The organism is Halobellus salinus (assembly GCF_014646875.1).
In the GTDB taxonomy this organism is placed as follows: Archaea; Halobacteriota; Halobacteria; order Halobacteriales; family Haloferacaceae; genus Haloquadratum; species Haloquadratum salinum.
This window is the reverse complement of sequence record NZ_BMOC01000006.1, coordinates 90,127-111,982: the sequence shown is the minus strand read 5'-3', so window position 1 is coordinate 111,982 and position 21,856 is coordinate 90,127. Positions and strand designations below refer to the sequence as shown.

Here is a 21,856-nt window from a genome sequence, read left to right as displayed (position 1 = left end):
CGTGAGATGAGTTCACGTATCAGAGCCACCGCCGATTTCTCGCAGATGGACGAGACGATGCGCCGGCTCGGGTCGTGGGAGCCACGCCCCACCGGGACCGACACGTGATCGCCGGACCGACTACGCCGCGTTGAGGTTGCCGAACGCCTCGTCGACCAACTCGCCCGTATCGGCGATGATGTCGTCCATCGCGTCGCCGTCCGCAGCCACCCCGAGCAGCCGCGCGATACGCATAATACTCACGTGGTAGACGGTCTGAACCCCGGGGTTCTCCTGCCAGACCACGACGTTACACGGGAACAGTCCCCCGATCCGCCGGTCGGTCGCGTCGAGCGCGCGGTCCGCCATCGTCGGGTTACACGCGCCGAGCACGTGGTAGGGGTCCCGCCCGGCGTCCACCTTCTCGTTGAGCATCTCCGAGGGGGAAAACTCCGTGGCGATGCCGAACCCCGCGTCGACGAACGTTTCGCGGACGTGTTCGACCGCCGCCTCGTGGTCCATCCGGAGCGTCGCGCGTTCCTCGCCGATGTCGCCGCTCGCAATCGCCGCCGGGTCGATGGGTAGTGTCATCCTCGAACGGTACGCGCCGGACCGACGAAAACGTACGGGTTGGGTCGTAGACCGGCAGCCCAAACGTGTTCTCACGGACTGGGAACCGTCGCCCCACTTAGGCGAATCCCGGGCCGACACCCAACCGGGGAGGCAACACAGATGCACATCCTACCAGTACTCCTGCAGCACTCGGGACAGCACGGCGCACACTACGGGCCGATGGGTGGGGCCGGTGGAGTCGTCGGTGGGACCCACTGGGGCCCGCTGTGGGTGGGACTCGCGCTCGTCGCCCTCGTCGGGGTGGTGTATCTGGTGTTTCGGTCGCTGCAAGACGGGGGGTCCACCACTCCAACCGACACACAGGACGAAGCGTTGGCCGTCCTCAGACGGCGCTACGCGACGGGCGACATCGACGACGCGGAGTTCGAAGAGCGGCGGACGCGGCTGTCGGGCACCCGCCACTCCTGATACGGATTTTTCACACTGTCTCCCGACGAGCCGGCGACCCGGGTCACAGCGGCACCGGAAGCCACCGCAGGGCCGCCACCACCTCCGACGGCGGGACGAGCGGGTCGTGGAGCGCGAGCCAGTCGAGCAGCGTCAGCCCCAGGCCGTGGGCGACGATCGACGGGAGGATCGACCGGCTGTGGTAGTCGACCGCGCCGAATAGCACGTCCGTAGGGCCCGAGAGCAGCAGTTCGATCGGGGGCTTCCCGACGTGGTGGAGCGCGTACACCACGGGGCTGATGAAGACGCTCTTGAACCCGAAGTCGTCGCTGACGCCGACACAGAGCAGCCCGCGGTAGTAGGTCTCGGCGGCGACGACCACCGCAAACTGTTGGAGAGTGTGCGGGAGAAACGACCCCAACGCGGTGGTGGTCTGCCACATCGGGTAGTACGCTCGAATGCTCGGTAGTGCCGACCCGACGAGGTAGAAGGGGAGCACAAACGCTGCGAGCAGGAGCGTGTCGCGGACCGCGATCCGATCGACCCGATAACCCAGCCGGCGCCCGTGGGTCACCGCGAGCGCGGCCGGTGCGAAAAAGAAGACAACGGCATCGCGAACCACGCGCGCGGTGAGGTCGGTCGGCGGGACCGACCACGAACTCCACAGGAGCGAAAGCGCCAGTCCGAAGAGGAGCGAGCGCTGCAGCCAGGTCGACTCGCCGGCGGCAGCGCGGATGCGGGCGTGGACTGACACCGTCGCGCGGCCCCGATCACTCGGTTTCGACGGGGCCGGTACCGACGACGTCGCGAACGGCCGTCACGAACGCCTGCCTCGAGTCGAGGTACGTCTCGTCGACGTCGTCCAGCACCTCCGAGACGGGCTGTGGCCCCGACGGCGTCCGGATGACGCTGTCGCCCTCCTGTTCGTCGATCCGGCTCACCTCGTGGGGCCAGGTGAGTCGGGCGGCGACCCGCGCAAGGGGTTGCCCTTCGACGGGCGCCGCCTCGCCCAGTTCGACGACGGGTTCGTCTTCGTCTGTCTCGGCGTCGTCTGCCATACGCCCGGATTGTTCGTCGCCCGAAATAACCCCTTCGGCACGCTCCGGGAACGGGCGGTGCCGACAGCGCCTCACCGGCGCGTTCGACCGGTCCACTGCCGGGCCCCGCCGTCGGACGTCCGTCTGACACACCGTTTTGTGGGGTGACCACGAAGGCCCGGTATGCCCAGCCTTTCGGAGGTATACGAGGGGAAAAAACGGGTGGTGAGCCTCCGGCGACTCACGTTCGGGTTGGGACTGTTCGCCGCCGGGTCGCTGCTCGCGGTGGCCGGCGTCGTCGTCGCAACCACGGGTGTCGTCTACGGCACCGACGTGGCCGCACTCACGGCCAAACGACAACTCGGCGGTGTGCTCGCCGGCGTCGGCGTCCCCGCGGTGTTTCTCGGCGTCTTCGCGATCCTGCCGTCGGGACGGCTCACGAAGGCCGCGGCGGTGATCGGTGCCGGGATCGGCGTCGTCGGCGTCGCGCTCTTCGTCCACGCGTACCCGTGTCGGTGGTCGGGGTCGGTCTGCGGGGCGGGCAAGCCCAACCTGACGCTCGCGACGGTAGGGCTCTACTCGCTTGGGGTGCTGTTGACATTCTGGTGTCTGTTCGCCGGTGTCGCGAATTTCAAAACGCGCAACGACCCCGGCGGCACCGCACGGGTGAACGTGACGCGAACGAGCGAGACCAGATACGTCCCCGTTGAGCGGTCGAACCGGCATACCGGCGGCGGTATCGGCTTTTTCGGAAACACGCCGGACGGGGGCGTGAAGACACAGACCGGCGGTTCGGGGACGGTCTCCAACGGTCCGGGGGCGGCGTCCGACGGCGGCACCGCTTCGGGGTCGATCACGTCGCCGCTCGACGAGTCGGGGGCGCAGCCAGCGGCGTCGACACCGAAACCCACGACCGACCGCCGTTCCGGCGCGGTGTCATCGACCTCGAACAGCGGGAACGGACGCGGCCGATCCACTGGCTCCGATCGCGCCGCCGGCGACGTCTACTGCGGGAACTGCGCGCATTTCGAGTACGTCCGGACCGACGAGGGGATCCAACCCTACTGCGGCGCCCACGAGGAGTTGATGGGCGATATGGACCCGTGTACACAGTGGGAGTCGCGGGCGAAAGCGAGACGGCACCGACGCTGAGAGCGCGGCCCTGTTCTACAGTGATGTGAGCGTCGCCCGCACGTCGTCCCAGTGTCCCCCCTTCCAAAACACCCGCTCACACTCCTGACACCGGAAACAGTCGGTGTCGGCGGGATCGGGCGCGTACGGCGGTCCCGACTCGCCCGGGTCGACGGCGTCGACCGGGCCGTTGCAGGCCCCGCACCGCGTCGGGGTCGCGTCGAGCGAGAGGTCGTACCCCGCCGCCCGCAACTCCGAAAGCTGGTCCACCACCTCCCGGGACCGGAGCAGGATCGCGTCGTCGGCGCACGCGGCGAGTTCCCGGTCGCGGGTGAGGACCGTCCGGTCCGACCGTCGGCCCCGAGCGATGACCTCGTCGTCGGTGGGTCCCGCCGTCGGATCGTCGATCCCGTCGAGCACGTACGCAGCGTCGTACCCGCACATCCGGAGGTAGGTCGCCAGTTTCCCGAGCATCGCGTCGAGTAGCAGTCGGTGGTCCATCTCAGTGGAGGAACGACCGGAGGCCCTCGACGCCCCTGGCGTTGAGCAGGTCGCCCGCCACGCACCACCCGCGGCGCGCCGTGTGGACGCCGTATCGCACGCACTCGAGCGCACCGGGCGTGTGGGCGTCGGTGTCGACGACGACCGTCGCACCCACGTCGACCGCGACCCGAACGAGTTCCCCGCGGAGGTCGAGCCGCGCGGGGTCGGCGTTGATCTCGAGTGCCGTTCCGGCGTCGGCCGCGGCCGTGGCGACCCGCTCGATGTCCGGGGTCAACCCCTCGCGTTCGGTGATCAGCCGACCGGTTGGATGCCCTAGGATGTCGACGCTCGGGTGTTCGACCGCCCGGACCAGTCGGTCTGTCGCGGTCTCCCGGTCCTGTCCGAGCGCGGCGTGGGGTGAGGCGACCACCACATCGAGGGTTTCGAGCAGGTCGTCGCCGGTCGAGAGATCCCCCTCGGCGTCGATGTTGGTCTCGACGCCATGGAGCAGCGTGATGTCGCCGAGGTCTCCGCGGGCGTGGTCAACGGCGGCCGCCTGCTCCCGGAGGTCGTCGTCGGTGAGGCCGACACTGCCGACCATCCCCGGGCCGGTCGCGTGGTCGGTCACCGCGTAGTAGTCGTCGCCGCGCGCCGCGGCCGCGGTCACCATCTCGGCGATCGAGTGCCCGCCGTCGGACCACTCGGTGTGGGTGTGGAGGTCGCCGCAGACCGCCTCGACCGCGACCAGGTCCGGCAGCTCCCCCGCGGCCGCGGCCTCGATCTCGCCGGTTCCCTCGCGGAGCTCCGGGGGAATGGCCGGGAGCCCCAGCGCGTCGTACATCGACGCCTCCGTCCCGCCCGCGACCCGCTCGCCCACCCGCTGGCCGGCGTCGGGATCATCGACGCCGGACACGTCGAAAACGCCGTACTCGTTCATCTTCAGGTCGCGCGCGATCGCGCGGTTCCGGAGCGCGACATTGTGGTCTTTGCTTCCGGTGAAATACTGCAGCGCCGCCCCGAACTCGTCGGAGACGACGACCCGGAGGTCGACCCGCATCCCGCCGGCGCGGACGCTCGCCTTCGAGTCGCCGGCCTCGATCGTGTCGGTCGCGGCCGGCCACTCGACGAACGCGTCGATGACTTCGGGACCCTCCGCCGACGCGACCAACACGTCCACGTCGCCGGTGGTGTCGCGCCACCGCCGGATCGACCCCGCAATCTCGACCGCGTCGACCGCGTTGAGACCGCGGAGATACCGCAGCGCGTCTTCCGCGAGCGGGCGCGCGTCGCCCAACCGCTCCCGGGCCTGCGCCTCCCGCGCGAACGCGACGTTCTCACGGACGTTCTGCTCGGTCTTGGGGCCGAACCCCTTCACCTCCCGAATCCGACCCGCTTCGGCGGCCGCCGCGAGGTCGTCGAGGGAGGTGACCCCGAGTTCCTCGAAAAGCGTGCCGACGGTCTTCGGGCCGACGCCCTCGACGCGCGTGAGCGCGGCGATGTCGACTGGGAGGTCCTCCCGGAGCGACTCCAATTCCTCGATCTCCCCGGTGTCGATGTACTCGACAATCTTCGCGGAGATCGCGTCGCCGACGCCGTCGATCGTCGCTACCGCCTCCTCGCCCTCGGCGGCGAGGTCCTCGATCGGTCGGGTGTGTTCTCTGACACTTTCGGCGGCGCGGCGGTAGACGTTGGGTTTGTACTCGACACCGTCGGCTTCGAGGAGGTCGGCGAACTCCTCGAGTCGGTTCGCCACCTCGTCGGTACGGCTCACAGCCCGCCACCTCGGCTCCGGCCCCGGCCGCCCTGAGACGACACCCCGTCGTCGCGGCCCAGCGCCTGTTTCAGGAAGTTCATCCACCGTTTCCGGTCGGCGGCTTCCTTGCGGTCGGCCTCACCGTCGAGGTCGACCGGCCGGAGCTGCTCGAGGGCGTTCAGCGCGCGGTCGATCCCGATGACGCTCTCGGCGATCCGTTCGCCGTTCTCGTACGTAACCGACCCGTCCTCGATGCGCTGGACGCGCTGGAGCCGCTCCCGGCGGAGGTTCTTTTTCGCGCGTTCGACCCGGTCGCGCTCCCCGGGCGGGACGGTGTCCCGCCGCTTGATCTCGAAGACGAACTCCCGGAGGTCTACCTCCTCGCCCTGGATGTCGATTGTCTCCGGGATCTCCGCGCCGACGGTTGCGGCCTCGCGGTTGACCCGCTCCAACAGCTGCTTTCGTTCGAACTCCTTCACGGCCTGGTTAGTAGTTACGCCGGGGTGTACTTCGCTTCTTCGCCGCAGCGATCGACCCCGGGGCAGCGGGCGCCGGCGCCCGCCGGATTCACCCGCCGCCCGGACGGAGACGAAAGTTCTTATGAGCGCCGGGGAGAACGATGTGTATGGGATTGTTCGACCGGCTGCGCGGGGAGAGCGACCCGCGCGTCGCATTCGTCGGCGTCGACGGCGTTCCGTTCAGCCTACTCGCCGACAACCCCGAGCGGTTTCCGAACTTCGCCGCGCTCGCCGACGAGGGCAGCGCCGGCGCTATCGACAGCATCGTTCCGCCGGAGTCCTCGGCGTGTTGGCCGTCGCTGACAACCGGCGTGAATCCCGGCGAGACCGGGGTGTACGGGTTCCAAGACCGCGAGGTCGGCTCGTACGACACCTACGTCCCGATGGGGCGGGACGTCCAGGCAACCCGCCTGTGGGACCGCGTCACCGACGCCGGTCGCCAGGCTAGCGTGCTCAACGTTCCGGTGACGTTCCCGCCGCAGCGGGACGTCCAGCGTATGGTCTCGGGGTTTCTGTCGCCGGGCGTTGAAAAGGCCGCCCACCCGGAGTCGTTCCGTGACGAACTCGACGAGGCAGGGTACCGAATCGACGTCAACGCGAAACTCGGCCACGCCGACGACAAGACCGAGTTCGTCGAGGACGCCCACGAAACCCTCGACAAGCGCTTCCAGACGTTCCGATCGGTGCTCGACCGCGACGACTGGGACCTCTTTTTCGGCGTGTTCATGACCACCGACCGGGTGAACCACTTCCTGTTCGAGGATTACGAGCGCCACGGCGGTAACAAGGAAGCGTTCCTCGGGTTCTACGAGGCAGTCGACGAGTACGTCGGGAAGATCCGCGAGTCACTGCCCGAGGACGTGACACTCGTGGTGGCGTCGGACCACGGGTTCACGTCGCTGGACTACGAGGTCCACTGTAACGCGTGGCTCGAAGAGCAGGGGTGGCTCTCCTACGAGGACGACGACCACGAGGAACTCGGCGACGTCTCCGGGGACACCCGAGCGTACTCGTTCATCCCGGGGCGGTTCTACGTCAACCTCGAGGGTCGCGAGCCCGACGGCGCCGTTCCCGAGTCAGAGTACGACTCGGTCCGCGCGGAGCTTAAAGCCGACCTCGAGGCCCTCGAAGGCCCCGACGGCAAGCCGGTCGCCGACCGCGTGGTCGAGAAGGAGGACGCCTTCCGCGGCGACCACGACGACATCGCACCCGACCTCGTGGTCGTGCCGACCCACGGCTTCGACCTCAAATCCGGCTTCACGGGTCACGACGAGGTGTTCGGGGTCGGACCGAGAAACGGGATGCACAGCTTCGACAACGCCTCGCTGTTCGTCGATGACCCCGACATCGCAATCGACGACGCCGACCTCTATGACATCGCGCCGACCATCCTTGACCTCCTGGAGGTCGATTACACGCGGACGGAGTTCGACGGCGCGAGCCTCTGTAAGTAGCTCTCGTCTGACCGGTCACCCCGGAGTCGGCGACTACACCAGGTCGTCGAGGTCGTCGCTCGCCCACTCTGCGGCGGGATCCGCTGCGGACTCGTCGCTCTTTTCGGACTGTTGTGCCTCCGAGGCGCGGTCGATAAACGACTGGAGTCGCTCGGAGCGCTCGACGCCGCCGAGCAGCACAACGGCCGCGAGTCGACCGCTCGACAGCGGGAAGTCGCCGCCGCGGACCTGAAGGCTCCCGGTCTCCTCCTCGACCCATTTTCGGGCGCGCTCGACACCCTTCCGCGGGACGGCGTCGGGGTCACCCGCGACGATCAGGAGCGCGGCGTCGGCGTCGGTGGCGTCCGGGAGACTCGACCCGGTGAGCACCGCCTGGCGTGTGGTGCTCACGACGGTGTTGATGTTCTCTCCCGCCTCGGGCGCGGCTTCCGCGGCGGCATACCCCAGCGCCGCGATCCCGCCGCTGCGGAGCGTGTTGATGATCTCCGAGGAGTCAACCACGCTCTCGCCGACCCCCTCGACGGTCTCGCCGGCGGCGAGTAACAACCCCGCCCGTTTTGCGACTTCGCGGTTGATCGCGTCGAACCCACCGGTGAGGCTCTCACCAACCGACCGGAACGCGTCGTTGTCGACGAGCACCAAAGCGTCGGCCTCGCGGGCGAACGTCTTCAGCGACCGGCCGGCGTTGACCTGGTACATCGACCCCTCGTCGCGGCCGGGGAGAATCCCGAGGCCGTAGACCGGCACGTCGTAGACCCGGGCGAGTTCGCGGGCAAGCACCGGCGCGCCGCCGCTGCCGGTGCCGCCACCCAGCCCCGCCACGACGAAGATCGACTCGATCCCAGCAGTGATGCGGCCCTCGAGCGTGGCAAGCACCTCGCGGGTGTGTGTCTCCATCACGTCGGCGCCGAGTTCGCTATCGCCGCCGACGCCCTGGCCGTTCACCCGGTCGCGCCCCACGAGGACGGTCTCGAACGGGAGGTCGCGGAGGTCAGCAGCGGCGGTGTTAACGCCGACCGCACCGCGGACGGCGCCGAACCCCATCCGGTTGTCGTAGTCGACCAGTTCGCGGGTGAGTTTCCCGCCGGCCTGGCCCACGCCGATCAGGAGGGTCTTCATACCTTGACGTCTCCCAGCCACAACTTCAACATTCTCCCGGATCCCTCGCGAGCATTGGGAGGCTTTTTATCCGTCGGAGCGAAACCTCAGCGTATGGGTACCGAAGACGCACACGACGACCACGAACACCATCTCCCCGCGGTGGAAGACTGGCCCCGCGGGTTCGGCGAGGCGAGTTGGTGGCCGTTCGTCACCGCCGCCGGCGCGGCCGGGGTCTACGTCGCAGCGGCGCTATACATCCTCGGCCGCGGCGATACCAGCCTCGTCAGCCCCCTCGCCGGCCCCGCGGCACTCGTCGCCTCGATCGGGCTCTTTCTCGTCGGACTGTACGGTTGGGTGTACCACGCCTTCGTGAGTACGTTCTGGTCGCGCGAGGCCAACCCGGACAGCGCCAACAAGCTCCGGTGGGGGATGCTCGCGTTCCTCGGGTCGGAGCTGGCGACGTTCGGCGCGTTGTTCGGCTACTACTTCTACATCCGCGCGGGCAACTGGGAGTCGATCTTCGTGGGGATCCCCGACCTCACGGGCTCGCTCGTCATCGCCAACACGACGCTTTTGATCCTGTCGTCGGTCACGCTCCACTTCGCCCACACCGCGATCCGGAAAGACGACCGGCGGAAGTTCCTGTCCTGGCTCGTCGTCACGGTGCTTCTGGGCGCGGTCTTCATCGCCGGACAGATCTACGAGTACTACGAATTTATTATCCACGAGGGGTTCACGCTGACCTCGGGCTTTTTTGCGTCGGCGTTCTTCGGGCTCACTGGGCTCCACGGCCTCCACGTGAGCCTCGGCGCCGTCCTCCTGGGGGTCGTCCTCGTGCGGGCGCTCGCGGGGCAGTACTCCGCCGAGCGTCACGTCTCGGTCAGCACCGCCTCGATGTACTGGCATTTCGTGGACGTGGTGTGGATCTTCCTCGTCGTCGTGTTGTACGTCGGCGCGGAAGTCGGCGTCTGAGCGGTCCGTTCTGCCGGCTGTTTCGGCGTACTGACGCCGGCTCCTCGGAACCGGATCGGTTTTTATTACCCCCGGACAACTAGTCGATATGAGCGACGACACCGACGAGCCGACGGTCCCGATCGTCTGTGAGGCCTGCGGGACGCGGTCACGAGTCCCACTCGACGACCTCCGGGAGTCGCTGGACACGCACAACCACCACCGGCACGACGGCGAGGAGGTTGCGCAGGTCGACCCCGTCCTTGCGGACGAACTCGCCGACCACGTCGCAGCGGATCTGGGACTCTACGAGTCCGAGACCTAAGCCGGGCGGTTTATTCCCGCCGGTCGCCCACCCGAGGTATGCTCACGTTCATCGGTCTCGGGTTATACGACGAGGAGTCGATCACCGTCGACGGACGGGCCGCACTCGAAGACGCCGACCGCGCGATCGCGGAGTTCTACACCAGCCACCTTGTCGGCGCGACCGTCGCGGAACTCTCGGCGTCTCACGGCATCGACATCGAGGTCCGGGACCGCGCCGGCGTTGAACAGGACCCGGAGGACGTCCTCGCGGCCGCAGAGAACGACCACGTCGCGTTCCTGACCGCGGGCGACACGATGATCTCGACAACGCACGTTGACCTCCGGCTCCGGGCGATCGACCGCGGAATCGACACTCGCGTGATCCACGGGGTGACCGCACAGACAGCCGCGAGCGGGCTCACCGGCCTCCAGAACTACCGGTTCGGAAAGTCGGTCACGCTCCCGTTCCCGGACGCCCGCGGCGGCGATGCGGTTCCCGGAAGCGTTGTGGAATCGATCGAGGCCAACCGGGAGCGCGGCCTCCACACCCTCGTCTACCTCGATATCAACGCCAGCCGCGACGAGTACATGACTGCGGATGTCGCCGCTGGACTACTCACTGAGGGGTGGACCGACACCCTGGGTGTCGCGGTCGCGCGGGCCGGCGGCCCGGAGCCCGTCGTCGCGGCGGATACGCTCTCGGCGCTCGCGGCGCGGGAGTTCGGCGATCCGCTCCACCTACTGGTGATTCCGGGTGATCTTCACCATATCGAGTCCGACGCGCTGTCGGCGCTCGGCGGCGCGCCCGCCGATGCGCTCGCGGCCCGGGAGCGGTAGGCCGCCGCGATCGTGTCACTCGCGGCCCGGGAGCGGTAGGCCGCCGCGATCGTGTCACTCGCGGCCCGGGAGCGGTAGGCCGCCGCGATCGTGTCACTCGCGGCCGGCGGACAGGATCTTAGGCGACCTGGTCGGTCCGGTCGGGTGCCTCGAGGTCGAGCTGCGACGCGAGGTCGTACTCGTCGCCGGTGACGAGATAGAGCACGTCCTCGACGACCGTCAGTAGCTCCGGGACCTCACGGACCACCAGGTAGGTGATTCCGACGAGCACCACGACCGCGAGCAACTGGCTGATGATCCGGTCGGAAATAAAAAACGACACCATGTACGGGTCGGTGGAGCCGAACAGGAACAGGATCTCGGTGACGAACCACTGCATGTACTGCTTGCCGAAGACGATCGTGATGAACGTGGTCCGGAGCAGGTTCAACGCGTAGATGATCGGGACCGCAACCGCAAGCGCACGGAGCTTCCGGCGGAACGGCGCCTTCACCGCGGCGATCAGTCCGGCGAAGATGGCGATGCTGCCGAGTCCGGTACACGCGAGGACGACCGACACCGTCAGGCGGTGGTCGCCGTCGAAAAAGACGAAGGTGTTCAGATACCCTTGCTCGCCCACGACGAGTTCGGGGGTGTAGCCGAACGCATTGACCAGAACACCGGTCTGTGCGGCGACCGTCTCCATCAGCACGCCGCGGGGCGCCGGGACCGCGATCCCCACGAGCGAGAACGCGGGGATCGTCTCGAACGGGAGGTAGAGCAGCCCCATCACGGCGACCGACCGCGAGAGCACGTACAACGAGTCGCGGCCGCCCCAGAGCAGGTAGCCGGTGTACAGAGACGCCGGGACCGCAACAACCGAGAGCAACCCCTCAACGTAGCTCTTGTGGACGAACGCGAAATGCGGGACGAGTTGGAGCCAGAAAGCGGCGAACCCAACCCACGCAGCGACCGTAAGATACCGCGCCAGCCGGTCGTTCCGGCCTACGGAGAGCGTCCCCGCCGCGAACGTGAGGATCACGACCCACGCGAACGCGTCGGAGAGGAGACCGGGCATACGTGCGGCAACGACATTGACGAATAAATCCTTTGTCGTTGCGTGCGTCGGCGCCGGGAGACCGCCGGTCGGCCGACTCAAGGAGCCGCCGTCTCTGCCGTCCGCGTCCCTCACTCGGGGTCACTCGAATCCGACAGCGTGGACAGGGCCTCCGGATCGTCGAGGTTGATCAGAATCGGGGCGGGGCTCCTCGGCGATCCACCCCTCGGAGCGGAATCGGCCGACAACCACCTCTGTCGGGTCAACCCCCACGTCGTTGACGCTGATTTGCCCGAATCCGATGGGCGGATTCCTCCGTCTTCAGGCTGAGGAGGAGGTCAAGGTACGGTCGCTTCTTTCGGTGGTACCGAACTCCGTCCCGGCTGTCGTTAACGCCGGCAGTGTCAGGCCTCGAGGACTTCGATCTCGTGGCCGTCCTGGTCCTTTGTGAACGCGTAGCGGTCGTCACACGCCGCGGGGTCGCGGTACTCCTCGGCGTCTCGCTCCATCAGCGTGGCCCAGTAGTCGTGGAGGTCGTCGGCGCGAACACACAGGTGGCCCCACGCGTCGCCCATCGTATACGACCGGCCGTCGTAGTTGTACGTGAGTTCGACGGCCATCGCGGCTTTGGAGGCGCCCTCGGGCTTCATGAAGTAGTTCGCGAACGTGTCGGACTCCCACCGCCCGGTGTGTTCGTACCCGAACTTCCGGGTCCAGAACCCCAGCGCCTCGTCGGCGTCTGCGACGCGGATCATCGTGTGGTCAATGCCCCACGTGGGCAGGTCGGGGTCCCGTTGGACGACCTCGATTTCGTGGCCGTCGGGATCTTTCACGAACGCGTACCGGCCGCCGCAGGAGGCGGGGTCGCGGTAGTCATCGACGCCCTCGTCCATCAACTGGTCGTAGTAGGACTCGAGTTCGCCCTCGGGGACCCGGACCGCGATGTGACCCCACGCGTCGCCCATCTCGTAGGTTCGGTCGTCGTGGTTGTACGTGAGTTCGAGCTTCGCGCCCTCGTCGTGCATCCCCTCGGGACCGAGGTAGACGTTGGTGAAGGTGTCGGCCTCCCACCGACCCGTCTCCTCGTAGTCCAGGTGGGTCTGGTACCACTCCAGGGACTCGTCGAGGTCCTCCACGCGCAACATCACGTGATCGAGTACGCCGGACATATCCGGAGCGACGGTCGCCGCAGTCAAAAAGGGTACCGAAGGGTACCCGCCCGGTGAGCGTCGGCACTGTTCGGTCAGCGGCCGTCGTCGCCCTTGCCGGGGGTTCGAGCGTGCACCCAGTAGTACACTGCTGCGACCGCGACCAGCGCGACCGACCCGACCGGCCACGCCACCCGGCTCGGTTGGAGCGAAAAGCCCCACGCGAGTTGTGCCTGCGCGACGGCAGCGACGACCAACACTCCGGCGGTCACGCGGCGGTCCTCCCCCCCGGTCCACCACCGGATTCCGACACTCGCGACCGCGGTCGCGTAGAGTCCGACGGAGAGCGGCCACGCCAGAATATACGCCGGTAGCCCCCGCGTGTACAGGAACAGAAACTCCGGGAGCGTCGTCACCATCGGGGGGCTCGTGTTGACCAACCCCCACGCGAAAAGCAGCGTGGCGTCGCGGCCGGAAAACACCTGCACCGACCACGGGATCGCAAGCAGCCCCAACAGCGCAACGACCGTCACTCGCGACCGCGCGGCGGGCATCGACACGCGAGTCACTTCCTGGCGACGACGCGGAGCACGTCCTCGTCTCGAAGTTCGTGGTCGCGGCCGACCTGCTGTTCGTCGTGTTTGGCGCTCGGCCCGGTCACCCGGGCGAACCGGAACCGGTCTTCCAAACTCCCACCGAGTTTCCGGAGCGCGTTGTCGACGGTATTTTGCCCCTCGATCAGGACCAGCGGTTCCTCGTAATCGACACCGCGGCCGGGCTTGTCCATGTACACCCGGATCAGGCCGAGTTCCGTCCACAACCGCTGTTTGAACGCGCCGAGGCCCTTCTCGGCTTCCGCGCTGATGAACACCGCCTCGTCGGGGTCAACCCCGACCTCGCGGAGGTTCTCCTCGACCGTGGGGAGGTAGTCGCGGTCGATGAGGTCAGCTTTGTTCACCGCCACCATCGACGGGAGATACACCCGGTTGTCCATGATCCCGTCGATGAGTTCGTCGATAGAGTGGTTACCGCGGACAGTCACATCGGCGTTGACGTAACCGTGCTCTCTGAGCACGCTCGCAATCGTATCCTCGCCGAGAGAGACCTCATCGGAGGTGGTGACTTGGATCCCGCCTTTGCCCCGTTTCGAGATCGTGACGTTCGGCGGCGACGAGTCGACCCTGATCTTGTTGGCGTACAACTCCTCCTGGAGCCGCTCGTACCGCTCGATCTCGAAGACCGAGAGCAGAAACACCACCAGATCGGCCGTCCGGACAACCGAGAGGACTGCCTGCCCGTCGCCGCGGCCGCCGGCAGCCCCTTCGATGAGGCCCGGTACGTCGAGGATCTGGATGTTCGCACCGTTGTGCTTCAGCATTCCGGGGTTGACGTCAAGCGTGGTGAACTCGTACTCCCCGACCTCGCTGTCGGCGTTGGTGAGCGCGTTGATCAGCGTCGACTTGCCGACGCTCGGGAACCCCACCAGCGCGACCGTCGCGTCGCCGGTCTTCTCGACCGCGTAACCGTGACCGCCGCCGCTTCCGGACTGGTTTTCGAGTTTCTCCTTTTTCTCCGCGAGCTTCGCCTTCAGCCGACCGATATGCTGTTCGGTCGACTTGTTGTAGGGCGTGTTCGAGATCTCCTCGCGGAGTTCCTCGATCTCCTCCTCCAGTCCCATCGGGTAGGAGTCTGCGACCTGCGTCGAAAAAGGTGTTCTTTCGGTGTCCCGTCCGCGCTGACCCCTACCGGCGTGGAACGAAGCGTTTTGTACGCTCGGACGCGTACGGCCGGTAATGGAAGCTGAACCGGGACTCTCGGACCAGTATCGGCGAGCGAGCCCTTGGCCGGTTTTTGTCGCCCTCGGGATTCCGATCGGAGAAGTCGGGATCGTCTTCGGTCTCTTCCCGATCGCTGTCGGGGGACTGTTACTGTTCGGCGGGAGCGCCGCCGGGCTGGCGACGGAGGCGGGCTACGCAAAGACACCGTGGCGGGCGCTCGTCGGCGCCGCGATCCCGCTCGCCGCGCTGGGTGCTGGGTTCGTATACACCGCGATCTCCCTTCCGACCCGTGGGTTCGCGATTCTCGCAGCCGCGGTGATCCTGGTCGCGGTCGCCGCCGCCGGGACGCTGTTCGCACAGGACCAGCAACCACCGTACTAGTCCGTCCCGACTCTTGCCCCTGCGACGAACCAACAACCTATTTGCTTCTCCACCGGAACGACGGGGTATGAGCAACGAGATCTTCGATCGAGAGACCCAACTCGACCTCCTCGTCAACATCATCCCGCTCTTCATTCTCGGCTTCTTCATCGTCGGCTTCGTGGTGTTCGCACCGTTCGGGGTCGATCCGCTCGCGTCGTCGATCCAGTTCGGGTTGGTTGCGATCCCGTTCGTCCTCCTAGCGGTCCTGACGTACTTCGCCGCGGTCGCCGTCGCGGGCAGCGAGAAGAACGGGCCGGTGTATCTCCCGGGACAGGCGGGCGTTTCGGGGGCCGAACCGCTCGAGGTGCCCGATGCGGATGACGAGGATATGGACTCCGGAGACTCCGCCGCAGAACTCGGCGACACGGACTCGGAAGCGCCCGCCGCGGAGCTCAACGGCGACGCGGCATCCGGGGAGCCGGATCACGACGCGTCCGGGGACGGCCCGGCAGGACCCGAGGACGACCTGGTTGACGCCGACGAAGCCGACGACGACTCCGAAGCGCACGCTTGATCCAGCGGCGGGTCCCACACGCCGCGGTCGGGTCCCACACGCCGCGGTCGGGTCCCGAACCTTTCATTACCTTCCGATACTCACCCACATCTATGCAGGTCAACGGACAGCTAGCACTGACGGTCCTCATGGGGCTCTTCCTCGTGGCCGTCGCCGCGTGGGTCGCGCGGGTCGAAAACTGGCGCTCGTACACACCGGTCGCCGGCGGCGGCGGGTACGGACAGGAGGACAGCTACGTCTCCAACGAGAAACCGTCGGGCGTTATCCGGTGGCTCACCACGGTGGATCACAAGGATATCGGGCTGCTCTACGGCGCGTACGCACTCACCGCGTTCGTCGTCGGCGGGCTGATGGTCGTCGTGATGCGGCTGGAACTCATCAATCCCGGGCAGACGCTCATCTCGAACACGTTCTACAACTCGCTTCTGACGAGCCACGGCATCACGATGCTGTTCCTGTTCGGGACGCCGATCATCGCGGCGTTCGCGAACTACCTAGTGCCGCTTCTGATCGACGCAGAAGACATGGCGTTCCCCCGGATCAACGCCATCGCGTTCTGGCTGCTACCGCCTGCGGCACTCCTCATCTGGGCGGGCTTTTTCCCGATCGGGGACATCATCCCGGCGCAGACCGCTTGGACGATGTACACCCCGCTCTCGGTGGGTGAAGGCCTCGGAAACCAGGGGAACGCCGGCGTCGATCTGTTCCTCCTTGGGCTGCACCTCTCGGGCGTCGCGACAACGATGGGTGCGATCAACTTCATCGCCACCATCTTCACCGAGCGCGGCGACAAGGTCTCGTGGGCCAACCTCGACATTTTCTCGTGGACGGTCCTGACCCAGTCTGGGCTGATTCTCTTCGCGTTCCCGCTTCTCGGGAGCGCCCTCGTGATGCTGCTTTTCGACCGTAACTTCGGCACCACGTTTTTCGCGGGTGAGGGCGGCGCGATGCTGTGGCAACACCTCTTCTGGTTCTTCGGCCACCCCGAGGTCTACGTCCTGGTGCTGCCTCCGATGGGGATCGTCAGCTACGTTCTACCCCGCTTTGCCGGCCGGCGGCTGTTCGGGTTCAAGTTCGTCGTCTACTCCACGCTCGCGATCGGCGTGCTCTCGTTCGGCGTGTGGGCCCACCACATGTTCGCGACCGGCATGGACCCCCGGCTTCGGGCGTCGTTCATGGCGGTCTCGTTGGCGATCGCGATCCCGAGCGCGGTCAAGACATTCAACTGGATCACCACGATGTGGAATGGTCGGGTGCGGCTCACCACTCCGATGCTGTTCTGTATCGGATTCGTCTCGAACTTCATCATCGGCGGTGTCACCGGCGTGTTCCTCGCGTCGATCCCGGTTGACCTCGTGCTCCACGACACCTACTACGTGGTCGGGCACTTCCACTACGTCGTTATGGGCGCGATCGCGTTCGCCGGGTTCGCGGGCCTATACTACTGGTACCCGCTGTACACCGGTCGGATGTACCAGAAGACCCTGGGGAAGATGCACTTTTGGCTCTCCATGATCGGGACCAACATCACATTCTTCGCCATGATCTTGCTGGGGTACGGCGGGATGCCGCGGCGGTACGCCAACTACCTGCCGCAGTTCGCGACGCTCCACCGGCTCGCGACCCTCGGCGCGCTCATCCTGCTTGTGGGCCAGATCATCTTCGTGTGGAACTTCGTGCAGTCGTGGCTCGAAGCCCCGAAGATCAAGGATGGTGACCCGTGGGATCTCAAAGATTCGGGCCTCTACACCGCCGAGTGGGACTGGTTCGACCGGAAGCTCCAGACTGCGATTGCCGATGGCGGCGAGGAAGCGGACGTGGTTCCCGACGGCGGCGAGGAAGCGGACGTGGTTCCCGACGGCGGACAGGAGCCAGAGAGCGACGCCGACGAGTAGTTCGGCGTTCTATTTTTTCCGGGTGTACTGTCGGTCCGATGCAACTCCCCGGCAGGCCGGACCAGATCCCGTTCTCAGATCGCGAGGATGATGCCGGTCGCGAACATCAGCACCACGATCGCGGCGAGAACGATCCCCAAGAGATCTCTGTCACTCATACGTGGCGTTGACAGGGCGCGATCAAATCAGCGTCGGTTTCGTGGGATCGACCCGACGGCGAGCGCGTGGCTTAACCGACCCCACACCCGACACAACGGTGTGACCGAACACGACGCCACCGGGGGAGAGGAGACGCCGACGTCGGCGGCCGAGTCGGCCGGGCGCGACGGGCAGCGGTTCGTGCTCGTACTCTACGCCGCCCTGACCGGCGTCGGGGCTGCGGCGGGGCTGCTGACCGGGACGTTCGTGAGCGGGCTCGAACAGCCCCAGTTCCTGTTCATTGTCCCGTTCCCCGCCACGCCACTCGGATTCGCCGCCTACGGCGGGCTGACACTGGCTCTGGTGCTCGGGGTCCCGCTTTCGCTCGTGGTCTACGTCTCACAGAGAATCGATGACGGCGGGTGAGCCACGGTTCGGCCGACGGTGTCCGACCCCGAGCCGCCGATCCTTTTTATCCCGGGCGGACGTACGACCGTGATGATGGACGTAGACGATCACGCCGAGGAACTCGCCTCCGCCCTCGGTGTTGACAAAGCGGAGGTCAAAGACGACTTGGAGAATCTGCTGTCGTACAGTGTGCCCGTCGACGAGGCCAAACAGAGCATCCGCCGGAAACACGGCGGTGGTGGCGGCAACGACGCGGCGCCCACCACGAAAGACATCGACGACGTCACCACCGGAGACGGTAACGTCACCGTGACCGTCCGCGTACTCTCGGTCGGCCGCCGGTCGATCCGGTATCAGGGCGACGAGCAGACAATCCGGGAGGGGGAGTTCGCCGACGAAACCGGCCGGATCTCTTACACCGCGTGGGAAGATTTCGGGTTCCAACCCGGCGACTCCATCACCGTCGGTAACGCCGGCGTCCGGGAGTGGGACGGCGAACCCGAGCTCAATATCGGCCAGTCTTCGACGGTCGCCATCGAGACGACGCCCGTGGAGGTTCCCTACGAGGTCGGCGGCGACACCGGCCTCGTGGATCTGCGGGCGGGCGACCGCGGCCGCAACGTTGAGGTCGAAGTCATCGAATCGGAAGAGCGCGTCATCGACGGTCGTAACGGGGATACCACCATTCGGTCGGGTGTCGTTGCCGACGAGAGCGGGCGGCTCCCCTTCACCGACTGGGCGGCCCGCCCCGAACTCCGGGAGGAGTCGGAACACCGCTTCGAGGAGGTGTACGTCCGGGAGTTCCGGGGCGTCCCGCAGGTGAACCTCTCGGAGTACACCACCGTCACCCCGCTGGGCCGCTCGGTCGACGTTGACGACGACGCGACGCGACTCCCGATCGGGGAGGCCGTCGGCGCTGGGGGCCTGTTCGACGTCGAGGTTGTCGGCAACGTCCTCGAGGTCCGGGACGGTTCGGGACTGATCGAGCGGTGTCCCGACTGCGGGCGGGTGCTCCAGAACGGCCAGTGCCGCGCACACGGCGACGTCGACGGCGAGGACGATATGCGCGTGAAAGCGATCGTCGACGACGGTACCGGGACGGTGACTGCGATGCTCGGCCGCGACCTCACCGAGTTGGTCTACGACGGAACGATGGCCGAGGCCATGACCGCCGCCCGCGACGCGATGGACAAGAAAGTTGTCGCCGACGAGATCCGCGAGCGGATCGTGGGCCGGGAGTATCGGGTGCGCGGGAACCTCTCGGTCGACGACTACGGCGCGAACCTCGAAGCGACCGAGTTCGAGCGAACCGGCGACGACCCCGCAGGACTCGCAGCCGACCGTCTGAGGGAGGTGCGACAATGAGCGACGAGATCCAAGAGCGGGAGGTAGCCCGGCGGGTCTTCGCCGCGGAGTTCAACGACGCCACGCTCTCGTACTCGGAGAGCGACGAGGAGCGCGCGCCCAACTACGTGGTGACGCCGACCGGCGCCCGGGTTAACCGGGTGTTCGCAGCCGGCGCGCTCACCACGGTCGAGGCGGTCAACGACGACGCGCTCCGGGGTCGGATCGCGGATCCGACCGGGGCGTTCGTGACCTACGCCGGCCAGTATCAGCCCGACGCCGCGGCGTTCCTCGAACGGGCGACCCCGCCGTGTTTCGTCTCAATCACCGGGAAGGGCCGGACCTACCAGCCCGAAGACTCCGACCGCATCTTCACCTCGGTCCGTCCCGAGAGCCTCACCGAAGTCGACGCCGACACCCGCGACCGGTGGGTCGTCGCTGCCGCCGTCGACACGCTCGATCGGATTGCGACGATGGCCGCGGCGCTCGACATCGACGCTCGCGCCGATGATCTTCGGACGGCGCTTGAGTCCCGCGGCGTCGACGCGGCACACGCCAGCGGCGTCGCGCTCGCGATCGACCACTACCGACCGACCGAACACTACCTCGAGGCGGTCCGCACACTCACAGTCCAGGCGCTGGAACTCGTCGCCGGCGACCGCGACACCGTCGAAACGCTCGACGTCGCCCCCGATGAGTCCGGACCGGGCGAACTCGGGGCGCTCCCGGAAGTCCCCGCAGCATCGCTCGAACCGGGCGACACGTCGGTCGATTCCGCCGGGGGGACACCGGAGTCCGGCGACACGTCGGTCGATTCCGCCGGGGGGACACCGGAGTCTAGCCGTCCCGACGTCGGAGGCCACGCGGCCGACGGTGTCGATGCTGCGACCACGATGGGGCCTGAGACCGGTTCGGACGCCGCGGCGGACGCCGACAACGGTTCGACCGCGGATGCGACAGCCGACCACACGGCGGACGCCGCGGCGACGACGACGGCGGCTCAAGAGTCGGGGTCGGCGGACACCGCCGCGGAGCCCGGACAGCCGGACGCGACGGCGTCCGACCCCGCAGCCTCCGAACTGTCGATGTCGGCGGATGACGCCGGCGATACGGACCGCGGTTCCGACCAGGACGCCGACGACCTCGGCGACTTTGGCGCCGGAGACCCCCCGGACGAATCGGATGTGTACGAACTCGACGAGGCGGAGCGCGCCGAGGTCGAATCCGAGTACGGAACCGAGTTCGCCACCGGCAACGAGGTGGACGACCCCGGGGAGGCCGACATCGACGTGCCGGACGTCGACGACCTCGAAGCTGAGGCGGCCGCGGCGGCCGAGGGCGACACCGCGGCCGACGTTGAGGCGTCACCCTCATCTCCCGGCATCGAAACGGAGCCGACCACCGAAGCAAGCCCCGAGGGGGCGGCGGACACCGGGAGCGACGCCGACACTGATATCAAGGCGCCTGATGCGGCCGCCGACACTGATATCAAGGCGCCCGATGCGGCCGCCGACATCGACCTCGAAACGACCGCCGTCGAGGTTATGAACGATCTCGACGATGGTGACGGCGCAGACCAGGAGGCTGTCGTGGAGACAGTTGTCGAGAAACACGGCGTTGACCCCGACGCGGTGGAGTCCGCAATCCAGGACGCGTTGATGGGCGGGAAATGCTACGAACCCGCCGAGGGACGGCTGAAAGCCATCTGATGTCCGATACGACGGGGTTTGCGACCGGGTCGCCGGACTCCGGCCCGCTGGTCGAGCCGATCCTCGGTGATCCCGCTGCAACGGTCCGGACCGGCGACGGCGTCGCGTTGGTCGTCGCCGACTACCACGCCGGGATCGAGGCCGGACTCCGGTACGAGCGGGGTGTGGAACTCGAGAGCAGCGCGGACCTCCGCCGAATCCGGCTGCTCGGCCTGCTTGACCGGACTGACGCGGATCACCTCGTTGCCCTCGGTGATCTCGGCCACCGCGTCGGCGGCGCCGACGGCGCGGAGGCCGACGAACTCGACGACCTTCTGGGCGCCCTACTCGACCGCGTCCCGGTGACACTGGTTCCGGGCAACCACGATACCGGCGTCGCCGAGCGGTTCGCGGGCGAGGACGGGTTCACCCTCGCGGACACCGGGGGGACCAGACTGGGGCGTGTCGGGTTCGCTCACGGTCACACGTGGCCCACACGGGACGTGCTTGCGGGCAACGTGCTCTGCGTCGGCCACGAGCACCCTGCCGTGCGGCTGGAAGACAGCGTCGGTGGCGGGCGGAAGGAACGGGCGTGGCTCCGCGGACCACTCCACCCCGAGCCGTTCGCCGACCACTGGGGCGTCAACGTCGCCGCGTTGGCGTGGCACGACCCCGACCTGGTTGTCTTTCCCGCGTTCAACGACCGCTCGGGCGGTACCTGGGTGAACGTCGATGGGCAGGGCCTTCTCGCACCGTTCCTCCCCGACGCGCTCGTCGACGACCGGACCGACGCGTACCTGCTCGACGGGACGCGGCTGGGGCCGTATCGGACGGTGTAGCCGTGGGGTGGGTGGATCAGACGGCGCCGAGGGCGGTGATACCCGCGTAGAGCGCGGCGCTGCTGACCGCCGCGG

Annotated in this window: 24 protein-coding genes; 13 read left to right on the top strand and 11 right to left on the bottom strand. The window is 67.3% G+C overall.

The window, feature by feature from the left end; all coding sequences use genetic code 11:
* Positions 1 to 120: 120 nt before the first annotated feature.
* Entirely contained in the window at positions 121 to 570 is a 450-nt protein-coding gene (locus IEX72_RS06670) for a DUF302 domain-containing protein (protein ID WP_188786600.1), read from the bottom strand.
* A gap of 141 nt (positions 571 to 711) precedes the next feature.
* Between IEX72_RS06670 and IEX72_RS06665 the strand changes: the two genes are divergently transcribed.
* Complete coding sequence (locus IEX72_RS06665; protein ID WP_188786599.1) at positions 712 to 1,020, top strand: SHOCT domain-containing protein; 309 nt, start codon at positions 712 to 714, stop codon at positions 1,018 to 1,020.
* Between the two features lie 43 nt (positions 1,021 to 1,063).
* On the opposite strand, the gene IEX72_RS06660 is transcribed toward IEX72_RS06665, so the two are convergent.
* Positions 1,064 to 1,753, bottom strand: coding sequence for a CPBP family glutamic-type intramembrane protease (locus IEX72_RS06660; protein ID WP_188786598.1), 690 nt, complete (start codon positions 1,751 to 1,753; stop codon positions 1,064 to 1,066).
* 16 nt (positions 1,754 to 1,769) lie between these two features.
* Entirely contained in the window at positions 1,770 to 2,057 is a 288-nt protein-coding gene (locus tag IEX72_RS06655) for a DUF5789 family protein (protein ID WP_188786597.1), read from the bottom strand.
* Between the two features lie 162 nt (positions 2,058 to 2,219).
* Between IEX72_RS06655 and IEX72_RS06650 the strand changes: the two genes are divergently transcribed.
* A complete protein-coding gene (locus tag IEX72_RS06650) occupies positions 2,220 to 3,188 on the top strand; it encodes a DUF7139 domain-containing protein (RefSeq protein ID WP_188786596.1) in 969 nt (322 codons plus the stop codon).
* Positions 3,189 to 3,203: 15 nt separating this feature from the next.
* Here the strand turns inward: IEX72_RS06650 and IEX72_RS06645 are convergent, their stop codons facing one another.
* Genes IEX72_RS06645 through IEX72_RS06635 form a run of 3 tightly spaced genes read right to left on the bottom strand, consistent with a single transcriptional unit; the run spans position 3,204 to position 5,882 of the window.
* Positions 3,204 to 3,668, bottom strand: a complete 465-nt coding sequence (locus IEX72_RS06645) for a Mut7-C RNAse domain-containing protein (protein WP_188786595.1) — start codon at positions 3,666 to 3,668, stop codon at positions 3,204 to 3,206.
* A 1-nt stretch (position 3,669) separates the two neighbouring features.
* Positions 3,670 to 5,421 (bottom strand): DNA polymerase/3'-5' exonuclease PolX, encoded by a 1,752-nt coding sequence (gene polX, locus IEX72_RS06640; RefSeq protein ID WP_188786594.1) that lies wholly within the window; start codon positions 5,419 to 5,421, stop codon positions 3,670 to 3,672.
* Positions 5,418 to 5,882, bottom strand: a complete 465-nt coding sequence (locus IEX72_RS06635) for a DUF5788 family protein (RefSeq protein ID WP_188786593.1) — start codon at positions 5,880 to 5,882, stop codon at positions 5,418 to 5,420. The genes polX and IEX72_RS06635 overlap by 4 nt, the downstream gene beginning before the upstream one ends.
* 146 nt (positions 5,883 to 6,028) lie before the next feature.
* On the opposite strand from IEX72_RS06635, the gene IEX72_RS06630 reads away from it, so the two are divergent.
* Positions 6,029 to 7,375: an alkaline phosphatase family protein gene (locus IEX72_RS06630; protein WP_188786592.1), complete on the top strand. Its 1,347-nt coding sequence runs from the start codon at positions 6,029 to 6,031 to the stop codon at positions 7,373 to 7,375.
* Between the two features lie 33 nt (positions 7,376 to 7,408).
* Here IEX72_RS06630 and IEX72_RS06625 read toward each other — a convergent pair whose 3' ends face one another.
* A complete protein-coding gene (locus tag IEX72_RS06625) occupies positions 7,409 to 8,494 on the bottom strand; it encodes a tubulin/FtsZ family protein (RefSeq protein ID WP_188786591.1) in 1,086 nt (361 codons plus the stop codon).
* A 93-nt stretch (positions 8,495 to 8,587) separates the two neighbouring features.
* Between IEX72_RS06625 and IEX72_RS06620 the strand changes: the two genes are divergently transcribed.
* The 3 genes from IEX72_RS06620 (at position 8,588) to dph5 (ending at position 10,570) form a co-directional block, all read left to right on the top strand.
* Complete coding sequence (locus IEX72_RS06620) at positions 8,588 to 9,448, top strand: cytochrome c oxidase subunit 3 (protein WP_188786590.1); 861 nt, start codon at positions 8,588 to 8,590, stop codon at positions 9,446 to 9,448.
* Positions 9,449 to 9,536: 88 nt separating this feature from the next.
* Complete coding sequence (locus tag IEX72_RS06615) at positions 9,537 to 9,752, top strand: hypothetical protein (protein ID WP_188786589.1); 216 nt, start codon at positions 9,537 to 9,539, stop codon at positions 9,750 to 9,752.
* Positions 9,753 to 9,790: 38 nt separating this feature from the next.
* Positions 9,791 to 10,570 (top strand): diphthine synthase, encoded by a 780-nt coding sequence (gene dph5, locus IEX72_RS06610; protein WP_188786588.1) that lies wholly within the window; start codon positions 9,791 to 9,793, stop codon positions 10,568 to 10,570.
* A gap of 118 nt (positions 10,571 to 10,688) precedes the next feature.
* Here the strand turns inward: dph5 and artA are convergent, their stop codons facing one another.
* The 4 genes from artA to IEX72_RS06590 all read right to left on the bottom strand — a co-directional run bounded on the left by artA (position 10,689) and on the right by IEX72_RS06590 (position 14,432).
* A complete protein-coding gene (artA, locus tag IEX72_RS06605; protein ID WP_188786587.1) occupies positions 10,689 to 11,627 on the bottom strand; it encodes an archaeosortase A in 939 nt (312 codons plus the stop codon).
* 383 nt (positions 11,628 to 12,010) lie between these two features.
* Positions 12,011 to 12,775 (bottom strand): VOC family protein, encoded by a 765-nt coding sequence (locus tag IEX72_RS06600; RefSeq protein WP_188786586.1) that lies wholly within the window; start codon positions 12,773 to 12,775, stop codon positions 12,011 to 12,013.
* A 74-nt stretch (positions 12,776 to 12,849) separates the two neighbouring features.
* Positions 12,850 to 13,308, bottom strand: a complete 459-nt coding sequence (locus IEX72_RS06595) for a TIGR04206 family protein (protein WP_188786585.1) — start codon at positions 13,306 to 13,308, stop codon at positions 12,850 to 12,852.
* An 11-nt stretch (positions 13,309 to 13,319) separates the two neighbouring features.
* The gene (locus tag IEX72_RS06590; RefSeq protein WP_188786584.1) at positions 13,320 to 14,432 is read right to left on the bottom strand and encodes an OBG GTPase family GTP-binding protein; all 1,113 of its coding nucleotides are present in this window, start codon (positions 14,430 to 14,432) and stop codon (positions 13,320 to 13,322) included.
* 115 nt (positions 14,433 to 14,547) lie between these two features.
* Here IEX72_RS06590 and IEX72_RS06585 point away from each other — a divergent pair, with 115 nt between their 5' ends.
* The 7 genes from IEX72_RS06585 to IEX72_RS06555 all read left to right on the top strand — a co-directional run bounded on the left by IEX72_RS06585 (position 14,548) and on the right by IEX72_RS06555 (position 21,781).
* Positions 14,548 to 14,913, top strand: coding sequence for a DUF7541 family protein (locus IEX72_RS06585; protein WP_188786583.1), 366 nt, complete (start codon positions 14,548 to 14,550; stop codon positions 14,911 to 14,913).
* A 67-nt stretch (positions 14,914 to 14,980) separates the two neighbouring features.
* The gene (locus IEX72_RS06580; protein WP_188786582.1) at positions 14,981 to 15,469 is read left to right on the top strand and encodes a DUF6684 family protein; all 489 of its coding nucleotides are present in this window, start codon (positions 14,981 to 14,983) and stop codon (positions 15,467 to 15,469) included.
* Positions 15,470 to 15,597: 128 nt separating this feature from the next.
* Entirely contained in the window at positions 15,598 to 17,364 is a 1,767-nt protein-coding gene (locus IEX72_RS06575) for a cbb3-type cytochrome c oxidase subunit I (protein WP_188786637.1), read from the top strand.
* A gap of 258 nt (positions 17,365 to 17,622) precedes the next feature.
* A complete protein-coding gene (locus IEX72_RS06570; RefSeq protein WP_425603785.1) occupies positions 17,623 to 17,928 on the top strand; it encodes a DUF7520 family protein in 306 nt (101 codons plus the stop codon).
* A 75-nt stretch (positions 17,929 to 18,003) separates the two neighbouring features.
* Positions 18,004 to 19,275, top strand: a complete 1,272-nt coding sequence (locus tag IEX72_RS06565) for a Single-stranded DNA binding protein (protein WP_188786635.1) — start codon at positions 18,004 to 18,006, stop codon at positions 19,273 to 19,275.
* Positions 19,272 to 20,963 carry a hypothetical protein gene (locus tag IEX72_RS06560; RefSeq protein ID WP_188786581.1) on the top strand — a complete coding sequence of 564 codons (1,692 nt, stop codon included), beginning with the start codon at positions 19,272 to 19,274 and terminating at the stop codon, positions 20,961 to 20,963. The genes IEX72_RS06565 and IEX72_RS06560 overlap by 4 nt, the downstream gene beginning before the upstream one ends.
* Positions 20,963 to 21,781 carry a metallophosphoesterase gene (locus IEX72_RS06555; RefSeq protein WP_188786580.1) on the top strand — a complete coding sequence of 273 codons (819 nt, stop codon included), beginning with the start codon at positions 20,963 to 20,965 and terminating at the stop codon, positions 21,779 to 21,781. Before IEX72_RS06560 ends, IEX72_RS06555 begins: the two co-directional genes overlap by 1 nt.
* Positions 21,782 to 21,856: the final 75 nt, after the last annotated feature.

Coding starts and splice junctions, on each gene's coding strand:
- IEX72_RS06670 (WP_188786600.1), bottom strand. CDS start 570: ATGACACTACCCATCGACCCGGCGGCGATTGCGAGCGGCGACATCGGC.
- IEX72_RS06665 (WP_188786599.1), top strand. CDS start 712: ATGCACATCCTACCAGTACTCCTGCAGCACTCGGGACAGCACGGCGCA.
- IEX72_RS06655 (WP_188786597.1), bottom strand. CDS start 2,057: ATGGCAGACGACGCCGAGACAGACGAAGACGAACCCGTCGTCGAACTG.
- IEX72_RS06650 (WP_188786596.1), top strand. CDS start 2,220: ATGCCCAGCCTTTCGGAGGTATACGAGGGGAAAAAACGGGTGGTGAGC.
- IEX72_RS06645 (WP_188786595.1), bottom strand. CDS start 3,668: ATGGACCACCGACTGCTACTCGACGCGATGCTCGGGAAACTGGCGACC.
- IEX72_RS06630 (WP_188786592.1), top strand. CDS start 6,029: ATGGGATTGTTCGACCGGCTGCGCGGGGAGAGCGACCCGCGCGTCGCA.
- IEX72_RS06625 (WP_188786591.1), bottom strand. CDS start 8,494: ATGAAGACCCTCCTGATCGGCGTGGGCCAGGCCGGCGGGAAACTCACC.
- IEX72_RS06620 (WP_188786590.1), top strand. CDS start 8,588: ATGGGTACCGAAGACGCACACGACGACCACGAACACCATCTCCCCGCG.
- IEX72_RS06615 (WP_188786589.1), top strand. CDS start 9,537: ATGAGCGACGACACCGACGAGCCGACGGTCCCGATCGTCTGTGAGGCC.
- dph5 (WP_188786588.1), top strand. CDS start 9,791: ATGCTCACGTTCATCGGTCTCGGGTTATACGACGAGGAGTCGATCACC.
- artA (WP_188786587.1), bottom strand. CDS start 11,627: ATGCCCGGTCTCCTCTCCGACGCGTTCGCGTGGGTCGTGATCCTCACG.
- IEX72_RS06600 (WP_188786586.1), bottom strand. CDS start 12,775: ATGTCCGGCGTACTCGATCACGTGATGTTGCGCGTGGAGGACCTCGAC.
- IEX72_RS06595 (WP_188786585.1), bottom strand. CDS start 13,308: ATGCCCGCCGCGCGGTCGCGAGTGACGGTCGTTGCGCTGTTGGGGCTG.
- IEX72_RS06590 (WP_188786584.1), bottom strand. CDS start 14,432: ATGGGACTGGAGGAGGAGATCGAGGAACTCCGCGAGGAGATCTCGAAC.
- IEX72_RS06585 (WP_188786583.1), top strand. CDS start 14,548: ATGGAAGCTGAACCGGGACTCTCGGACCAGTATCGGCGAGCGAGCCCT.
- IEX72_RS06580 (WP_188786582.1), top strand. CDS start 14,981: ATGAGCAACGAGATCTTCGATCGAGAGACCCAACTCGACCTCCTCGTC.
- IEX72_RS06575 (WP_188786637.1), top strand. CDS start 15,598: ATGGGGCTCTTCCTCGTGGCCGTCGCCGCGTGGGTCGCGCGGGTCGAA.
- IEX72_RS06565 (WP_188786635.1), top strand. CDS start 18,004: ATGGACGTAGACGATCACGCCGAGGAACTCGCCTCCGCCCTCGGTGTT.
- IEX72_RS06560 (WP_188786581.1), top strand. CDS start 19,272: ATGAGCGACGAGATCCAAGAGCGGGAGGTAGCCCGGCGGGTCTTCGCC.
- IEX72_RS06555 (WP_188786580.1), top strand. CDS start 20,963: ATGTCCGATACGACGGGGTTTGCGACCGGGTCGCCGGACTCCGGCCCG.